The sequence below is a fragment of the Campylobacter showae genome, from assembly GCF_004803815.1.
GTDB lineage: Bacteria > Campylobacterota > Campylobacteria > Campylobacterales > Campylobacteraceae > Campylobacter_A > Campylobacter_A showae.
In genome coordinates this window covers 1,798,176-1,816,053 of record NZ_CP012544.1, presented here as the reverse complement: position 1 = coordinate 1,816,053, position 17,878 = coordinate 1,798,176, and the positions used below count along the sequence as shown (strand labels likewise).

Genomic DNA, 17,878 nt, shown 5'->3' with positions numbered 1-17,878 from the left:
GCGCGAACGAGTTAGCTTGCGCCGAATTTGCCTCTTTATCCTCGTTTTTTATTCTATAATGCCGAAAAATCGATAACTTAAGATATAATGAGCTTTAAAATTTAATTTAAGGCGAAAAATGACGACGAAAGAAAATAAAAAAGGGGCGGTAAGCGCGCTATTTTTGGCTATTGCGCTGTTTGCGGCGGGGTGCGCAGGGTATTTTTATTACGGCATAGGCGGGACTGGCATTTTTACCGTGGTCGTCGCCGTGATCTGCGCCGTTTTTTGCGTGAAAAAGATATTTCAAGTTAGCTTTCTAAGCATCGATGACGACGGATTTTTAGTGCAAAAGGGCGGCAAAAACGCTAAATTTTACTTTAAAGATATCGAAGATATCGGCGTTCGCATGGTCGACGCTAAACGCAAAATCGACGTTTTAAACGTTAGATTTAAAAGAGGCAAACTAGACCGCGACGCGGCTGATGGCCTTATGCAGCCTATCGGCGACGACGATGTCGTGATATACGACAAATACGAGCTCTCAAAGCACGAAGTTTTTAAAATTTTAAAGCAGAAATTTGAGGCGTTAGACACGCAAAAAAGTGAAAATAAGAAAAAGTAAAATTTGGCTTTGGCGACTGAATTTGAATCAAATTTTTAAACGGTAAGTTGTTTGTTAAAATATACTATGAATATTACTAAAGACAATATATTGTTACCGTATATTGTAGCGATCTAATTAGTACAGTGAGCTAATTATAAAGGTGTAGGTAGCTACATAGCAAAATATCGCACTAAGCATGTAACGCATAATTGGCATCTAATAATCTTAGATGGTTTTTAAACGACGATGCGATCGGCTTTGTGGAGTGCTTTTGCGACGGTGGGTCTTGGGTATAGAAAAAATCATCGCAAACACAATCGCGCTAAGACATTACATATGAAGACCAAAATTCTATTATTACAGAGCATCTGATAACAGTACTGCAACCAAGCTATTGCCGTGATAATAACTAGCGCATAGAGCATCTGTGCAGCCTGCAAACTACAGAAAAGATGGCTTCGCATTTTTACGACTTTGGTTTGGCTTAACATTGTTCCTACTCGCACGCCCATAACCTGACATGTATATCAAAACACTAGGCTAGCCATTGCCGGCATCATGCAGTCTGCTTAAACCGATTTCAAAGATCACTATGTTGATAAAAAACGAAATTTTATATCCTATCCCGCCTTCAATAGCCATCATGTTAGTTGTATGGTATCAAAGCGATGAAAATTAGGACAATGAGTTATCGTCTTTTAATATATAAAATTATAAAAATTCTATCTATATTACTCATAATGCGAGTTTTTCATTATGTAACAAATGATTACATTGTGTAAATATCATTTACATATTAAAATTTTATTGACTTAAATACTAATATTGTGTATAATTCACTTACAATTTTACTAAGGAGAAAGAATGAATTTAAATACGATAGCCAAAAATATAAAAGACGCAAGAGAGGGTATAAATATGTTACAACAAGAATTAGCAGACAAATTAAATATAACAAGACCTGTTATCTCAAACTGGGAAAACGCAAAGAGTGAGCCGTCATCTACCCAGCTGTTAAAATTAGCCGATATATTCGGTGTATCGGCGGATAGACTGCTTGGTAGAAATTTAGATAGTAAAAAAATTATTGTTGTAGATACTTCGGCACTTATAAAAAAGCCGTTTTTACCAAAAGAATTAGTTGGGAGATTTGACGAGGTCATTATTCCAGATGTTGTTATATCTGAGCTTAATAACATAAAAGATAAAAAAGATAAAAACAGCCAAGCTGCGTGGCTTATAATGACTACAATAAAAAATTTAGGCGAAAAAATCATCAGCTCAAAAAGCGATACGAGCATTAAAAATAACGATGAAAAAATAGCTAATGTCGCTAAAGTAAAAGCTAAGCAAAATCCTAGCGATAAGGTTTATATGCTAAGCGATGATATATATTTTCAGTTTTTGATTAAAGATATAAATAATATAAAAGCCATAACTCCAAACGAGTATTTTAAAGATTTTAGCAAGGATGATAAATTTGATAGAAATAAGTCTTTGGAATTTTTGTCACTTGTAAAAAACAATAAATTTACAAAGTTAGAAAGGCTTAATCTAGATGACATTAATGTAAATATACACGATCCTATGAATGGACTTACTCCACTGATGACGGCAATAAGAAATAAAAAATCACAAATAATAGATTATCTGTTAAATTTACCCAGCCTTGATATCAATGCTCTTGATGAGCATAAATATGGCTTTTCAGCGCTTCATCACGCAGCGCAATTAAAAAATATCGAACTGATGAAGCTTTTAGTGAGTAGGGGCGCTGATGTAGAGCTAGGTAGTAAAGGAGAAAATTTTGGAAATACGCCGCTTATGGTCTGTGCTTGGGGCGGATTTGAAAGCGGCGTTGATTTTTTATTACGGCAAGGAGCTTGCGTAAATCAACAAGACAACAACGGCTTTACTGCGCTCATAAAAGCATGTATAAAAGAGCATAAAAATATAATTTTTATGTTAGCAAAGATAACCGACATCAAAATAAGAGATAGGAAAAACAAAACAGCTTTTGAACATCTAAGGCTTGCTTTATTTAGTCAAAGTGAAGCAATGGAGTTAAAAAAGCTTTTAAAAGGAGAAAGAGATGATAGATAGAGCTTGTATATCGCTTGGCGAACGTTGTAATTTAAAATGCAAATATTGTCATTTTCACGGAGAATATACACAAAAGCTAAGCGGACAAAAACAGGAATTTAACGAAGACGAGCTAGGTGAAATAATAGACAATATAAATTTATACCACGATATAAAAAACGGAAAATTTAAACTTGGTATAGTTGGTTCAGGAGAGCCGTTAATGGAATTTGATAAAATAAAATACATTATCGACTATGCTAAGAAAGCATCCGCAAATATCGACTTTTACACAATCACAAATGCTATTTTATTAGATAACGAGAAACTTAAATTTTTCTATGATCATAGAGATATTATTAAACTTTGCGTTTCACTAGACGGATACGAGGAACTTCATAATATAGGGCGCGAAAAATTTCAAAAGGTTTATGAGGAGATAAAAAAGTATGAAAGTTTATTTGGTGTAAAGCCTGCCATAAACTGCACCGTGCATGCACTTAGTATAAAAAATAAAGAGAAGTTGGAAAAATTTTTAGTAGATGAGAAATTTAGCGATATTACGTTTTCTAGGTTATTTGACTGTCATGATCGAAAACTAGTTATAACGGCAGACGAATATAACGCTTTTTTGTCTTCATTTACAAATTCAAAGCTAAAAATAAGACAACTGGACCCACAAAAAGCCCAAAAATATGATTGCACTATGTATGGTACGCTTTGTGGAGTTGGCAGAACTAATATTTTTATAACGAGGCGAGGAATTTATCCGTGTGGTAGATTTTATGGTAAAGAAGAATATAACGAAGGTAGCTTTAATACTCCTTTGATTGAAATAGAAAGGCGCATAAAGCGATTAACTCCGCTTGATGCTAGAAAATGTTGTTACGATGAAATTTTAGGATAAGAAATGAAAATAGCAATTTACGGCATAACAGGAGCTGGTAAGGATTATTTGATAGATAAACTTGTAAACTCATTAAATTTAAAAGCTTTACATATTAAGGGTTCGACCGAACTTTATAGACTTGCAAAAGAGAAATTTGGTAAAAATTTTAAAGAGTTAAATGGCTGCCAAAAAGATGAGTTAAGGAAAAATGATTTTATAAAACTCGTAAAAGCTTGTGAGCTCGAAAATGATATAGTTTTTGTTGATGGACACTATGCATTTAAAAAAGATGATGGTTTTGAAGTCGTTTTTACAGATGCGGATAAAGAGTGCTACGATCACTTTTTTTATCTAAATACAAGCTCTAAAAATATCATAAAATGGTCGCACAAAAACATTCTGGACAAGCATGGCATAAATGCTGATGAAAATTTTATAAACAAATGGAAAAAATTTGAGATATCTCAAATGTCTAAAATTTGTAGCACTATGCAAAAAGAGCTTGTTATACTTGATGAGGATAGTGTTACGGCGATAGAATTTATGCGAGATTGGATATGGCAGTTTTATGATAAATTTGATTATCCAAATATTGCCGAAAGATTTGTAGAAAAGCTTTTATGCGAACAAAATATATCAAAAGTAATAATAAGCGACTGCGATAAAACCTTATCTGTGAATGACCCTACTTATGCTTATTGCGATTTTTTAGGCATAAAAAAAGAGGAACTTAAAAGATTATTTGAAGGTGATATATACACTAGCTATCAATTTTTCAAAGCTCGAAAAATGCTTTTAAATTTCAATACAAGCGATATCAAAAAAGCCAAAGCTTATGCATTGAGTAAGGTGCAAATAAGTAAGGAAGTGGACGAATTTATCAAAAGTAAATTTAAAGAAAGACATTTTATAGCAATTACTTGTGGGATATTTGACATCTGGAATGAGCTTTTAAAAGACAATACTATTCTGCTTGGCAACTATCAAAAAGAAGAAAATTTTTTTATAACTCCGTTGCTTAAAAAATATATAACAAAAGAGCTTAGAAAAAATAATATAAGTGTAGTTGCACTAGGCGACTCTATGACTGATATATTTATGCTAAACGAGGCAGATAATGCTTACGTAGTAGCGCACCAAAAGCCAAACGATTCTTTAGAAAAATACCTTGCCGAGCATCAAGACGGCAATATAGTTCAAATCTTTGCAGGAGAAAAGCAGTATAGAACTATGCAATATATTAAAAATGAGCAACTAAAAATTTATGATTTGCAAAGCAAGTCAAAAGACGACGAACTTGACTCTCTTATTGCAAAATGCAAAAGCAATTCTAGAGTTGGTGGAGCAAAACTAAGAAAGGCTCATCAAAGATTAGGTGAGTTAATGGCTAGAAGGCTTTGTGACGAGGATGATAGATTTGCTGTTTTGGCTCTTATGAGAGCTGGGATGCCGTATGCTATGGGTATAGCCGATGGACTAGAGGCTGCCGGTAAAAAAGTAGCTATCTTTTTTATAGAGAAAGATATTGATGAGATTTTGATCGAAAGTATTAAGGATAGACGAGTATTAATTGTGGATGCCGTAGTAAATAGTGGGGAGACATTATATAAAATTCTAAATAAACTACCGCTTGATAGCATAATAACTGCTACTGTTGTACCTGAAAATATACCACTTAAAGTGTTTGAAATTTTAAAACGCAATAGACTTTTTACGGTGCGAATCTCGCCCAATAGATATAAGGGCGAAAAGGTTATGCGCATAGAGAATGGAAAAGGCCCAGATACCGGAGATAGATTATTTGGCACCATGGAATTATAGTGTTGGATTGGGACGTATTGATATTTTACATACTTTTCGATAATTTTATTTAGGTTTAATGCAAACTTCAATTTAAAATTTGAATGCAAATTAAACTAAAATGATAAATTTAAGTTTTTATTCTATCGTGATAGGCAATAGAAACGATGTAATTTTTGCCGTACGGGCTAAATTTAATAAAATCAGGTATAGGATTTTTCGCTTAGGCGAGGCGAAATTTCTACTTCGCTTCGCTCATAGCTGCAAGCAGAAGATTTTTAAGCGGAGCTTGTATATTAAAACAAAAAATCAGGCAAAGTATCGTGAGATGATTTTAAATGTTTTCTACGTCGCTGCGCTCGTAGCTAAACAGAAGAAGTAAATTTCGTCCCAAGACTAGACATATAGTCTGTCGCAGGACGAAAATTTCAAATCTATTTAAATATACCCACCAAATAAGGCGTAATATTTTTGCCTTAATCAAGGCGGATTTAAATTTTACGACGGGAGCGCATATGAAATACGTGACCGAGTAAAATTTAAATATAACGCAGAGTAAGACAAAAAGACAAGCCTAAAAACTAAACTTCATACCTCTCGCCCGGTTTCATCTCGATCATCTCCCACGACAAGCCCTGCTTATTTAGCTCGTCCATGAAAGGCTTAGCGTCGAAATTTTCCATATTAAAGACGCCTTTTCCGCTCCAGATACCTTTTGCGACCATCATCGAGCCGATCATCGCAGGTACGCCCGTCGTGTAGCTCACTGCCTGCGCGCCCGTCTCGGCGTAGCAAGCCTCGTGGTCGCAGACGTTGTAGATATAGACCTGGCGCTCTTTGCCGTCTTTTAGACCGCGGATTACGCAGCCGATGTTTGTTTTACCTTTCGTACGAGGACCAAGGCTTGCAGGATCAGGCAAAAGCGTCTTTAAAAACTGGATCGGCACGATCTTTACGCCGTTATGCTCGACCTCGTCGATGCGTAGCATGCCGACATTTTCTAGGCATTTCATATGCGTGAGGTAGCTCTGCCCGAATGTCATAAAAAAGCGGATTCGCTTTAGTCCTTTGATGTTTTTTACTAAGCTTTCTAGCTCCTCGTGGTAGAGCAGGTAGCTATCTTTGACGCCTACTTTCGGGTAGTCCCATTTGAACATTATTTCCATCGGCTCGGTCTCTTTCCATTCGCCGCGCTCCCAGTAGCGGCCTTTTGCGCTCACTTCTCGCAGGTTGATTTCCGGGTTAAAATTCGTCGCAAACGGATATCCGTGATCGCCCGCGTTGCAGTCTAGGATGTCGATCTCGTGGATCTCGTCAAATAAATTTTGCTGCGCGTAGGCGCAAAATACGTTTGTCACGCCCGGATCAAAGCCGCTTCCCAGCAGTGCCATGGTGTTTGCGGCTTTAAACTCGCCGTCCTTCGCCCACTGTAGCTTATACTCAAATTTCGCGGTGTCGGGGTGTTCGTAGTTTGCGGTGTCGATGTATGGGATGCCGGCGCGAGAGCACGCGTCCATGAGGGTTAGGTCTTGATAAGGCAGCGCCACATTTAAAAGCAAATCGGCACCCGTTTTTTTAATGAGAGCGACTACGGCATCGGTATCGTCCGCGTCGATCTGGGCGGTGTCAATTTGCACACCTAGGCGGTCTTTGATAAATTTAGCGATCGCGTCGCACTTGCTTTTGGTGCGGCTAGCAAGGGTGATTTTTGTAAAAACGTCCGCGTTCATCGCGCATTTTACGGTCGCGACTTGGCTCACGCCGCCCGCGCCTATGATTAAGATATTTGACATTTTGGCTCCTTTAAATTTTAAATTTAGCCGCAATTTTAGCAAATTTAAGATGAATTTTAAGAGGTGAGTGCGATTAATCATAGAGTTTGGTTGTGGTGGGCGCGGAGCGCAAGCCCGCTCTAGCAAGAGCGCCTAAAGCGGCACGATGTTAAAATTTACGCAGATAGCGGCATGCCGATTGACGGCGGCACGAGATTAAATTTACCGCCTGGCATCGCGCGATAAATTTTATCTCAAATTCCATTTTTTAGTTTGAGGTAGATTGCATAAAAAATAAGCTTAAATTTTTAGGTTTAATTTTGTCGCTAAAATTTGAGCGCCTAAATTTATCCTAAAGCATATCAACGATGTATTATCAAGTTAGCTTGTTTTGGGTATAATCAGCATATTTAAATCTAAGAAGCTACCGCAACCGAGTTAAAAAACTTGGGTGGATTAGCGCCTGGCAAGAAAACGCAAAAAGAGCAACAATGATTGAAAATGGCAAGCAAATACCGAATGAAAAAGAGATAGAAGCCTTAACTCTTTTTTATAATAGATTTTATTTTTTATATGATGAAATTTCTAATGAAAATTTCAAAACTCAAGAACCATACTTTAGGTTTTATAGGCTCAGAGAAGCATTTTCGGTATTTAAAGAGATTTCTAATTATGAACCAATTAAAGAATATTTAAAGTGGATGAAAAGAGGAGGACGACCTTTTTTTGAAGGAGTGATTGCCGATGATCTATTTAGTTTTATTAGAAACCTCTTATTGCACTTTCCTATTTTTGACACATGGGATGAAGTCTATATAAACAAAAGTCTTGCCACTTGGGATAAGGCTGGGCAAATAAATAAATTTCTCACTAAGGCAAAAGAATATAAAATTGATGATAAATCAGAGGTCAAATATAGAATATGGGAGACAAAAAAGAAGAAAATGACTTATTTTTCTGTTAAATTTCCCAGTAAATATAATGAAATAACAAATATTTATCTAAAAGATATAATCACAGAAGAGATGGGTATGAAATTTTGCATGGCGCTAATGAGGCAGATAATTGATACTCAAATCGAGAATCCAGAAGAAGAAGACATAAAAATAATGTCACAAGTTTATTTGCCAAGAAATAATATTGATTTATGAGGAAATACGGGATAAAATTTGCTTTCAATCGTTACAATAGCGCGGAATTTCAAAGGAATTCTATGCGTAAAATTTTAATTTTTTTGCTTCCGATTTGGCTACTTGGGACCAGCTGCGAGGAGGCGATAGAGCTTAGTGCCGAAGAGTTTATTAAGCGCGAGCACAACGCCACGGCTACTGCGCTAGTGAGTGAAAAGGCGGTGTAAATTTGCCTGGCTGAATACGGCGAAGAGCATGAGAGCACGATCATAGCGTTAAACAACTCGGGCAGCTTTTTTATGTTTGCAGGCGAGCCGCAAAAGGCGCTCGCAGCCTACGAACGCTCGCTAAAAATTTTACAAAAAGGGCTCGGCAAAGAGCACAAGGCGCTTGCAAAGCCCTATCACGACGTAGCTATCGCACAGTCGGCATTAGGGAGATACGATGAAGCGATAGCGAATTTCGGCGCGGCGATTAGATGCTACGAGCTTGGCGGCGCGAAGATGCAAAAAGATCTGATGAGCTGCTACGCGGGGCTCGGCGATACGCTCTATAAAACGGGCGATTTTACCAGGGCATACGCAAGACACGCCGCCGCGCTTAAAATTTACGAAGAGGTTTTCGGCGCAGATAGCGTAAATTTGCTACGCGCGAAGTATTGTGCGCTGATGGCGGGCGATCTGGCGGGGCTTGGCAACAAGACTGAGGCGCTGCAAAACTACGAAAAAGCCCTTAAAGTCGCGAATAAAATTTTAGAAAAAAGCAACGATAAACACGCAAAAAGCCTAAAAGCAGAGGTGGAAGCAAAGATAAAAGAGTTGTAAATTTAGCGATTGGGTTTCAAGAGAAGCCAAATTTGCTGCTCAAATTTGACTAAGTCGTCGCTACTCGGCGTTTAACCGCTTTGCCAAATTTGCCGCGCACGCAAACGCAAAATGCAGGTTGTACCCGCCGAGCATCCCCGTCACGTTTAAAACCTCGCCGATAAAGTAAAGCCCGCGAGTGTCGCCACGGCCGCAGTTTGCGTCTAGCTCGTCCGTGTCTATGCCGCCTTTTGTTACTTCGGCTCGCTCGAAGCCAAACGTGCCCGCAGGCGCAAATTTATAATCAAATAGCTGCAAAATTTTCGCCATTTCATCCGCCTTGTACTCGCCGTAAGGTTTGTCGTTAAGCCCCGCTGCGCGTAAAAACTCGAGCGTAAATCGCCTAGGTAGCGGCAGGATAGTGCTGAGCTGCTTTTTGCTTTTTTGCGCGGTTTCGATGCTAAAATTCGGGCAAAAATTTATGGCCATCAAGCCCTTTTGCCAAAAAAGCGAAGCATTTAGCACGGCCGGGCCGCTTATGCCTTTGTGGGTGAAAAGTATGTCGCCCGCGAATTCTCGCGGCATTTTTGACTCGCGGTTTGCGGCGTCTTTGCCTGCGCAACCTACGCGGATGCGGGCTGGGAAGCAAACTCCGCTTAGATTTTTAAACCAAAACTCGTCTTTTTGTACGGTAAATCCCACGAGCGCGGGCGCGGGCGGGACGACTTTGACACCGAAGCTTTGCGCTATTTCGTAGCCGATACCGCTTGCGCCTAGGCTTTTGTAGCTCAGTCCGCCATTAGCTACGACGAGATTTTTAGCGTAAAATTTATCGCCGTTTTCGGCGAGCACTTCAAAAACTTCAGTCTGTTTGGATTTAAAATCTTGCAAATTTTTGCTATCAAATTTTGCCTCTTCAGCAAGAGAGGCGTCCAAAATTCCGCCGTTTTCATCGGTCGAAATTTTCCTCGCGCTTTTTACGCAAACGCCGCAAAATATTTGCGCTCCGCTTTGTCTAGCGCACTTTAAAAGCACGCCCAAAACGTCTTTTGCGCCGCTTTCGCAGAAAAATTGATTTTGCTTTTGCTCGTTAAATTTCAGCTCGCCAAAAAATTTTAAAACGTTTTTGAAGTCTAGATTTTTTAGGATATTTTTGACGAAATTTGCGTCGCCGAGGTAGTTTGACGCGTCGATACGGCGGTTTGTGACATTGCACCTGCCTCCGCCGCTAGCTAGGATTTTCTTGCCTGGAGTTGCGTTTTTTTCGAGTATGGCGACGCTTTTACCGCGTAAATTCGCCGCCAAAAATAGCCCTGCCGCGCCCGCTCCGATTATCAAAACGTCGTAAATTTTGGAAATTTTAGCCATCATAAAACCTCAAAATTTATGCGCGGCAAAGCCATCTAAAATCAAAAACTATTTTTTAGCGCTAGGAATTTTTGCTCTTGCGCTTCGTCTAGTTTCATTTTTTCGTTGCGATTTACAAAAAGCTTAAAGATCACGTTGTGATCCGCGTCGTAAAAGTGCAGGCTGTGCCCGAGAAATCCCATAAATTTAGTGCTCACAAAGCCGATGCTGGCGATTGATTCTTCTTTTAGGTGGCCGCCCAAAAAGCCGCTTTTATCGGTGAAATTTAAAAACCCTTTCGCTTTTTTAGGCATAGGCACGCTAACCTTGATCTCGATGATAAACTCAGGCGTATTTTTGATGAAAAGCATCTCGCCCCAAGTGCTGACTTCTTCAAAAATTTTCATCAAATTTTCTGCGCTGACTTCCTTAAATTCGTCATCGCCGCGGTATTGCAAGATATCGTATTCGCGTACGTTTAGCTGTTTGGCCGCATCGTAAACGGACATCTTTTTGTCCTCGAAAAGCTCGTCGATTTGTTTTTTTAGATCGCTCATTTTTATCCTTTTTTGAAATTAGATTTTGATAATAGTATTTAAAAATAGCTAAAAATCGGCTAAATTTACATGACAGGCGTCGTTGCGTTATCAAACGGCGTGCGAGCCGAAGTTTCGGCGTTTTAGAGGGACGGACTCGGTAAATTTGCCGTCCGTAAAAGTCCGCTAAACGCCTAAAATTTGCTTTATCTCCGCCTCGTTAGTGAGCTTGGAGTTGTATTTCACAACGAGATTTTGAGCGTTTTTGTAGCACTCCACGACGCCTTTTTGCTTTTCGATCTCGGCTAGATCGGCATCTGTATCTGACGGCAGATAGATATTTTTAAAGATATTTGGGTTATCTAGCCATTTTAGCGCGATCAGCCACACGACGCAAAGCACCGTCACGACGGCGGAAAGCGCGCTAAGACCGTAAAATTTAAGCAAAGTACCGCCGCCGATACCGCCGATAAAGCTTCCCATGTAGCCAAAGGCGTTAAAGATGCCTAAAACCGCGCCCTTTTGGCTTACTTTACTAAATTTGGACGCCATTGATTGCAAGATCGGTTCGTGCAGGTTAAAGCCTATAAAAAATATAATCACGCCGGCGTAAAACAGCGGCTTGTGTCCGAGCGAGAGCGCGAAAAGTCCGTAGCAAACGACGAAAAGCGAGACCCCGATGACTAAAATTTGCTTTGTTATGCGCTTTGTTTCGCCGATCGCGCCGCCGATACCCATCGCGATAAAGCCAAACACCGTCGCGACCGAGTAGATGCCGCTGAGGTCTTTTTTGTCCATGCCAAAATACTTCACGATAGCGATCGGGATCACGATAAAGGCCGCCGACATCAGCATTTTTTGCATGAAGTTGCTTATGTTCATGAGTAGTAAATTTCTGTTTGAGAGTAGCTTTACGGCTGGCGTTTTGGCCTGCGAATGCGTAAATTTAGGCTCCTCGCCCACGGCTGTGTATAAAAGCACGATACAAACGACCGTAACCGCGATCGAGAGGTAAAAGAGGCTTGAAAGGCCGTATTTGGCGCTAAGTATCGGCGAAAGTATCATAGAAAGCGTAAAGCTAATGCCGATAAACGCGCCCATCATCGCCATCGCGTGCCCGCGCACTTCCTCTTTAGTCATATCGCTCATCAGCGCGATCGCCACGGCTCCTATCGCGCCCGCTCCCTGGATAAATCTACCAAAAATCATCGTGTAGATATCAGTCGCCACGGCGCAGATCGCAGCTCCCGCGATGAAAACTAGCAGGCCTATTAGCATCGAGTTTTTGCGCCCGAAGCGATCCGAGACGTAGCCAAAAACCACCTGAAACGTGATCTGTGACATCGCATAAACGCCGATAAGAACGCCGACTAAAAACTCGGTCGCCCCCTCAAGCTCGAGTGCGTAGACGCTGATAACTGGCAAAATGATAAAGAGTCCAAAAAACCTGCTGCCGATGATAAAAGATAAAGGTAATGCGCTTTTTACTATCATAAATTTTCCTTTTTAAAGGAGTGATTTTACCCGAATTTTGATAATACGTAAATTAAAGCCGAATTTGATAAAATGTGAGCGGTAAATTTAAAAAATCGGCAAAGTTGTCTTGCTATGAATTTAAATGTTGCGACGAAATTTTCGACCGAAGATAGAACATATAGTTCATCGAGGGAGAAAATTTCTAGCCCATTTAAAGGCGCGCAAGAGAAGCCGAAAAAGGAAAAATTTTGAAAATAGTTTTAGCAACATCCAACTCCGACAAAGTACGCGAAATAAAAGATTTTTTAAAAGATTACGAAATTTACGCATTGCGCGAAATTTGCGAGCCCTTTGAGATCGTCGAGGACGGCGCGACATTTGCCACAAACGCGCTAATCAAAGCTCGCGCGGTGCATGCTAAACTGCGTGAGCTAAATTTGGCGGACGAGTTTATCGCGCTAAGCGACGATAGCGGCATCAGCGTGGAGGCTCTTGGCGGCAGGCCCGGGATTTACTCTGCGAGATTTAGCGATATGAACGAGCGCGGGCAGATAACGGGCAAAAGCGCGACCGATGCTAGCAACCGCGCAAAGCTGATAGCCGAGCTAAATGCGCTAAATTTAACCAGCTCGCCCGCGTTTTATACTGCCTGTATCGCGGTTGGCTCAAATTTGGGCGACTTTACGGCGCACGGCTTTATGCACGGCACTGCGATTTCCAAGGAACGCGGCAGCAACGGCTTTGGCTACGATAGCCTCTTTATCCCCAAAGGCTTTACGCGCACGCTTGGCGAGCTAGACGACGCCACAAAGCTAAAAATCTCGCACCGCTCAAAGGGGCTAGAGCTCATAAAGTACGTGTTAAAAAGCCTTGAGAGGAAATTTGAGCGGTAAATTTAAAGCGCAAATGAAAAGGCAAATCTGCGGGGTAAAAACTGAGTTAAATTTGCCGTCCCTTAACGCTAGCGCTGTATAATCGCGCAAATTTAAAATTTGAGACGAAGATGAATCTGGTTTTATTCGACTTTGACGGGACGATCACGCGCGACGACTCGCTGCTGGAGTTTATCGCCTACGTTGTGGGATTTAAGAAATTTTTTAGAGGGATTTTTTGGCTTTCGCCGGTTTTGATCGGCTATAAGCTAAAAATTTGCAGCAACAACTACGCTCGTAGGCGGTTGATGACGTACTTTTTTGCGGGTATGAGCGCGGATAAATTTGCTCAAATTTGCAAAAAATACTCAAATACGCACATCGAAGATATCGTGAAATTTTCTGCGATGGCAAAGATCGCCGAGTATAAGGCAAACGGCGACAAGGTCGTGATCGTGACGGCGTCGCTCGAGGACTGGCTAGCTCCGTGGTGCCAGGCGCAGGGCATTGAACTACTAGGCACTCGTATCAAGAAAAAAGGCGGCGTGATAACGGGCGAGATAGACGGCGCCAACTGCTACGGCGCGGAGAAGGTACGCCGCGTGCGCGAGGCGTATGACACGGACGCCTTTGAGCGTGTGATCGCATACGGCGACAGCAGGGGCGACAAGGAGATGCTGGAGTTTGCCGACGAGGCGCATTATAGGGTGTTTGAGTGAGCGGGGTCGCGACTGCGGAAACTGCAAACTAGCCGTAAATTTAAAAGCTTTAAATTTGAGCATTTTTACGGCAAAATTTATCTCTAGCGCCTTTTGCGGAGCGGCAAATCGGCGCGCACGGGCTGAAATTTGGCGCCGGAATGTTTGAGCCAAATTTGCTAGGTGCTTTTTTAGTTAAGCTTAAATTTGTTCGTCCTTGCCATAACGGCTCCAAATTTAATATGGCCCATATAAATTTGACCCGGCGCGCGTTTAAACCGGGTCAGCGTAAATAAAAATAGCAAACTCGGCGCTAATTGTTTTAGCTTAAATTTAAGCCGATTTACGGCCTTTTCTTTGTGTAAATGCGCCACTCTTGCGGCTCAAATTTAACCCCAAATTTAAACCATTTTCAGCACTTCGACTATCTCGCCCTTTGCGATAAATTCGGTTTCTTTTGGAATGATTAAAAGCGCGGCGTCATTTGTGAGATTGTTTACGATCGCCGAGCTGCCCAGCTTCTTGCCGTCTAAATTTACGTAAATTTTGCCGTCTCGATTGACCAAATTTACCGCCGTAAACTCCAAAAACGGTGAGCGCTTTTTGTAGTCCTCGTCCATGATCGCCGTGATTTTAGGCTCGCTAGCGCCAAACCACGCGTTTAGCAGCACGCGCACGTAGAGCACGCACATCACCATCGCCGAGTACGGAAAGCCCGGCAGCGCAAAAATGTATTTTTCGCCCGCTTTTGCGACCTTGATGTGGCGGCCCGGTTTGATCGCGGCGCCGTCTATTATGATGTCGAAATTTTCGCCCAGCGCGCCCTTGACGAAGTCGTAGTCGCCCATGCTGATGCCGCCCGTGGTGACGAGCACGTCGGCTGATTTTAGCGCGCGGACGATAGCGTCTTTTACGAGCTCGGCGCGGTCGCGCACTATCTCGCACAGTACGGGTTCGCCGCCCATTTTGCGCACCATGGCCGCGATGCCTACGTGATTTGAGCTGTGGATCTGCGCAGCGTTTTCTAGCGGCTCTCCGAGATCTTTTATCTCGCTTCCCGTCGCTAGAACCGCGACTCGCGGCCGCACGAATACGCTTACGTTAAAGATCCCAAGCTCTGCTAGCAGCGCGGTCTCGGCGTAGCCTATCGTCGCGCCTTTTTTGATTAGGATTTCGCCTTTTTTGTAGCTTTCGCCGACTTCGCGCACGGCAAAGCCCTTTGGCACAGGCTTTTTGATGAGGATCTTGCCGCCTGACACCTCGACGTTTTCGACCGGGATTAGCGTGTCGGTACCTTCGCTCATCAGCGAACCGGTGAAGGTTTTGACGCATTTTACGCCCTCTACCTTTAGCCCCTTATCGCTGCCTGCTGGTAGGTCGGTGACGAGCTCAAGCTCGCTTAGGCCCTCTTGCCACGCAAAAGCGTAGCCATCCATCGCCGAGACGGGCCGGGCGGGATAGTTATCCTGTGCCGCGATATCTACGGCGATACGGCGATCGAGTGCTTGCGTGAGAGTGACCTTTTCTACGCGGTCCCAGGGGGCCAGCGTAGAGCGCAAAATTTCAAGAGAGGCCTCGTAACTCATAAATTCTTTCATTTTTTATCCTTTTTTGATTCCCCATAAATGACGGATTTCAAGCTTTAAAATTTTAAACCCGTTTCGGTTACGGACGACGAGTCCGCGCCCTCACGGATTAAAATTTTAAAGTTAAACTACGCCTATTCTGTCTGGAATATTTCTGCCGATTTTACTAAATTTAATCGTAAATTATGCTAATAAAGCACAGAAGTTAAAAAAATGTGCCAAATTTAAATATGTAAGTACGAGCCAAGCTAAACGTCCTTCCGCGAGTAAATTTTAAAATTTGACCGAAATTTAAAGCTCGCGATTAATCTCCCGTCAAATTTTATTAATTTTTTATTTTAACATCAGTAAAATAACGCCTAAGAAATCGGGTCGATTTTACCTTTTTAAAGGACACTTCATGAATTTTTCAAACTCAAAATGGTTTATCGTTTCAGGTGCGGCGCTCGGCGCTTTAGGTGCGCTACTTGTGTATTTCGGCAACCCCGGCAACATGGGCGTTTGCGCAGCTTGCTTTTTACGCGATACGGCGGGAGCGCTCGGCTTTCACCGCGCAGGAGTCGTGCAGTACGTGCGCCCGGAGATCATCGGGCTTATTTTGGGCGGCTTCTTAGCTAGCGTGCTTTGGACGAAGGAGTTTAGCGCGACCACTGGCTCGTCGCCTTTCGTGCGCTTTTTTCTAGGATTTTTCGCGATGATCGGTTGCCTCGTGTTTTTAGGCTGCCCGTGGAGAGCGTTTTTGCGTCTTGGTGGCGGCGATATGACGGCGATTGCGGGAGTCATCGGTATTTTTGCGGGCGTGTGCGCGGGCGTGTTTTTCAAAAAGCTCGGCTACGGACTCACGCACGAGACCAAAACTCAGGCCGCGATAGGCGTTTTGCCGACGGTTATGGGTATTTTGCTGCTTGCTGCGCTTGCGTTTGGACTAAATCTCGGCGAAAACGGCGCTCTTTTTAGCTCCGCAAAAGGCCCGGGCTCCATGCACGCTCCTATCCTGATCTCGCTTGGTTTTAGCATCGTCGTGGGCGCGCTAATGCACAAAAGTAAATTTTGCAGCGTCGGGGCGTTTGGTAGACTTTTCAAAAAGGATTTCTCGATGTTTACGGGGATCATCAGCATCGTGGTCTTTGCTAGCATCGTAAATTTAGCGCTCGGGCAGTATAAATTCGGCTTTGAAGGCCAGCCTATCGCGCACAACGATGTGCTTTGGAACTTCCTTAGCATGACGCTAGCAGGGCTTTGCTTTAGCCTGAGCGAAGGCTGCCCGGGCAAACATCTCGTGCAAATGGGCACGGGAAATCTAAGCTCCGTTATATTTGTCATCGGTATGGCGGCGGGCGCGGCCGTAGCGCATAACTTCTTGCTCGCCAGCTCTCCGAGCGCCATAACGGCGGCGGCTCCGTGGGCGGTAGCGATAGGGTTTGTTTTTGCGGTTTATGTGGGATTTTTTCACAAAAAGGCCGCTTGATTCCTCATAAATGAACGGATTTTTAACTTCGCGCAAAGCGCTCGTTACGAGACTTTGCTACGAGGAGGCTTTAAAATTTTAAACCCGTTTCGGTTACGTATTTCATATACGCGCCCTCACGGGTTAAAATTTTAAAGTTAAACTACGCCTATTCTGTCTGGAATATTTGTCACATATCTTACTAAATTTATAAATTTGACATTTTCGTGGCGCGGGTCTCGGTGAGTAAGAGATGTAAATTTAACTTATATAAAAAGTGAGCTTGAATTTGACAAATTTGATGGCGGTTAAGAGTAAAAAGCAGGCTAAAACATAGCCTAGCCCGCAAGAAATAAATCTTTTATCTAAAAAGTAGTCAAATTTGCTCGGCTCGTATACCAAAGCCGAGTCAAGTAAATTTAGCCTAAAAGTCCGGCCCCTTTTATCGCCTGGCTACGCTCTTTTGCGTAGATGCGCTCGCCTCCCACGACGTCGTATTTCCAGATCGGCGCGTTAGCCTTGAAATCCTCGACGAACTCGTTTATCAGCCGCAAGGCGACTTTTCTTTGCGGACTCACGACGCCTGCGACGTAGGAGCTCTCGTGCACCGGTACGTCTCCGCGAGAATGCGCAAAAAGCACGTATGCGCCCAGATCCTTCGCCTTTTGCTCCCAGCCCGCTAGCCATTTGCGCAGGATCGGCTCGTAGATATCAAAGCTAAGCGCGCTTATGCCGCCTTCTTCGCGCACGATGCCCGTAAACGTGATGAGCGCGCCGCAGTTTTTGTCCTTAAACTCGTCGTACCAAGCGTTTGTGATCGCTTTGGCGTCGAGACTTCCATCAAATATCTGCAT

16 protein-coding genes and 2 pseudogenes are annotated in these 17,878 nt (G+C 42.5%); 12 read left to right on the top strand and 6 right to left on the bottom strand.

The window, feature by feature from the left end; translation table 11 throughout:
• The first annotated feature begins 118 nt into the window (after nucleotides 1-118).
• The 6 genes and pseudogenes from CSHOW_RS08940 (at nucleotide 119) to CSHOW_RS10675 (ending at nucleotide 5,378) form a co-directional block, all read left to right on the top strand.
• Complete coding sequence (locus CSHOW_RS08940) at nucleotides 119-604, top strand: hypothetical protein (protein WP_002949001.1); 486 nt, start codon at nucleotides 119-121, stop codon at nucleotides 602-604.
• A gap of 846 nt (nucleotides 605-1,450) precedes the next feature.
• Nucleotides 1,451-2,689: an ankyrin repeat domain-containing protein gene (locus CSHOW_RS08935; protein ID WP_002949002.1), complete on the top strand. Its 1,239-nt coding sequence runs from the start codon at nucleotides 1,451-1,453 to the stop codon at nucleotides 2,687-2,689.
• Nucleotides 2,679-3,575 (top strand): radical SAM protein, encoded by an 897-nt coding sequence (locus CSHOW_RS08930; protein ID WP_002949003.1) that lies wholly within the window; start codon nucleotides 2,679-2,681, stop codon nucleotides 3,573-3,575. The genes CSHOW_RS08935 and CSHOW_RS08930 overlap by 11 nt, the downstream gene beginning before the upstream one ends.
• Nucleotides 3,576-3,578: 3 nt before the next feature.
• Nucleotides 3,579-3,935, top strand: a pseudogene (locus CSHOW_RS10685) (AAA family ATPase); the annotation flags it as partial.
• A 255-nt stretch (nucleotides 3,936-4,190) separates the two neighbouring features.
• Nucleotides 4,191-4,283, top strand: a pseudogene (locus CSHOW_RS10680) (hypothetical protein); the annotation flags it as partial.
• 63 nt (nucleotides 4,284-4,346) lie between these two features.
• Complete coding sequence (locus tag CSHOW_RS10675) at nucleotides 4,347-5,378, top strand: phosphoribosyltransferase (RefSeq protein WP_418656675.1); 1,032 nt, start codon at nucleotides 4,347-4,349, stop codon at nucleotides 5,376-5,378.
• Nucleotides 5,379-5,938: 560 nt separating this feature from the next.
• On the opposite strand, the gene CSHOW_RS08920 is transcribed toward CSHOW_RS10675, so the two are convergent.
• A complete protein-coding gene (locus tag CSHOW_RS08920) occupies nucleotides 5,939-7,150 on the bottom strand; it encodes a saccharopine dehydrogenase family protein (protein WP_039895354.1) in 1,212 nt (403 codons plus the stop codon).
• Between the two features lie 470 nt (nucleotides 7,151-7,620).
• Between CSHOW_RS08920 and CSHOW_RS08915 the strand changes: the two genes are divergently transcribed.
• The 3 genes from CSHOW_RS08915 (at nucleotide 7,621) to CSHOW_RS08905 (ending at nucleotide 9,083) form a co-directional block, all read left to right on the top strand.
• Nucleotides 7,621-8,280: a hypothetical protein gene (locus tag CSHOW_RS08915; RefSeq protein ID WP_002949013.1), complete on the top strand. Its 660-nt coding sequence runs from the start codon at nucleotides 7,621-7,623 to the stop codon at nucleotides 8,278-8,280.
• A gap of 62 nt (nucleotides 8,281-8,342) precedes the next feature.
• The gene (locus CSHOW_RS08910; protein ID WP_002949019.1) at nucleotides 8,343-8,486 is read left to right on the top strand and encodes a hypothetical protein; all 144 of its coding nucleotides are present in this window, start codon (nucleotides 8,343-8,345) and stop codon (nucleotides 8,484-8,486) included.
• Nucleotides 8,487-9,083, top strand: coding sequence for a tetratricopeptide repeat protein (locus CSHOW_RS08905; RefSeq protein ID WP_335890765.1), 597 nt, complete (start codon nucleotides 8,487-8,489; stop codon nucleotides 9,081-9,083).
• 60 nt (nucleotides 9,084-9,143) lie between these two features.
• On the opposite strand, the gene CSHOW_RS08900 is transcribed toward CSHOW_RS08905, so the two are convergent.
• From CSHOW_RS08900 to CSHOW_RS08890, 3 genes are all read right to left on the bottom strand, one after another.
• Complete coding sequence (locus CSHOW_RS08900; RefSeq protein WP_002949021.1) at nucleotides 9,144-10,430, bottom strand: BaiN/RdsA family NAD(P)/FAD-dependent oxidoreductase; 1,287 nt, start codon at nucleotides 10,428-10,430, stop codon at nucleotides 9,144-9,146.
• A gap of 41 nt (nucleotides 10,431-10,471) precedes the next feature.
• Nucleotides 10,472-10,966: a heme utilization cystosolic carrier protein HutX gene (gene hutX, locus CSHOW_RS08895; RefSeq protein WP_002949024.1), complete on the bottom strand. Its 495-nt coding sequence runs from the start codon at nucleotides 10,964-10,966 to the stop codon at nucleotides 10,472-10,474.
• A 165-nt stretch (nucleotides 10,967-11,131) separates the two neighbouring features.
• On the bottom strand, nucleotides 11,132-12,436 hold the full coding sequence (locus tag CSHOW_RS08890; protein WP_039895372.1) for an MFS transporter: 1,305 nt from the start codon (nucleotides 12,434-12,436) through the stop codon (nucleotides 11,132-11,134).
• A 233-nt stretch (nucleotides 12,437-12,669) separates the two neighbouring features.
• Here CSHOW_RS08890 and CSHOW_RS08885 point away from each other — a divergent pair, with 233 nt between their 5' ends.
• Nucleotides 12,670-13,314, top strand: a complete 645-nt coding sequence (locus CSHOW_RS08885; RefSeq protein WP_002949030.1) for a non-canonical purine NTP pyrophosphatase — start codon at nucleotides 12,670-12,672, stop codon at nucleotides 13,312-13,314.
• A 110-nt stretch (nucleotides 13,315-13,424) separates the two neighbouring features.
• Nucleotides 13,425-14,012 carry an HAD-IB family hydrolase gene (locus CSHOW_RS08880; protein WP_002949031.1) on the top strand — a complete coding sequence of 196 codons (588 nt, stop codon included), beginning with the start codon at nucleotides 13,425-13,427 and terminating at the stop codon, nucleotides 14,010-14,012.
• 380 nt (nucleotides 14,013-14,392) lie between these two features.
• Here the strand turns inward: CSHOW_RS08880 and CSHOW_RS08875 are convergent, their stop codons facing one another.
• A complete protein-coding gene (locus CSHOW_RS08875; protein WP_002949034.1) occupies nucleotides 14,393-15,589 on the bottom strand; it encodes a molybdopterin molybdotransferase MoeA in 1,197 nt (398 codons plus the stop codon).
• Nucleotides 15,590-15,977: 388 nt separating this feature from the next.
• On the opposite strand from CSHOW_RS08875, the gene yedE reads away from it, so the two are divergent.
• Nucleotides 15,978-17,045, top strand: coding sequence for a YedE family putative selenium transporter (gene yedE / locus CSHOW_RS08870; protein ID WP_002949036.1), 1,068 nt, complete (start codon nucleotides 15,978-15,980; stop codon nucleotides 17,043-17,045).
• A gap of 398 nt (nucleotides 17,046-17,443) precedes the next feature.
• On the opposite strand, the gene CSHOW_RS08865 is transcribed toward yedE, so the two are convergent.
• Nucleotides 17,444-17,878, bottom strand: coding sequence for a molybdopterin synthase catalytic subunit (locus tag CSHOW_RS08865; RefSeq protein ID WP_002949038.1), 435 nt, complete (start codon nucleotides 17,876-17,878; stop codon nucleotides 17,444-17,446).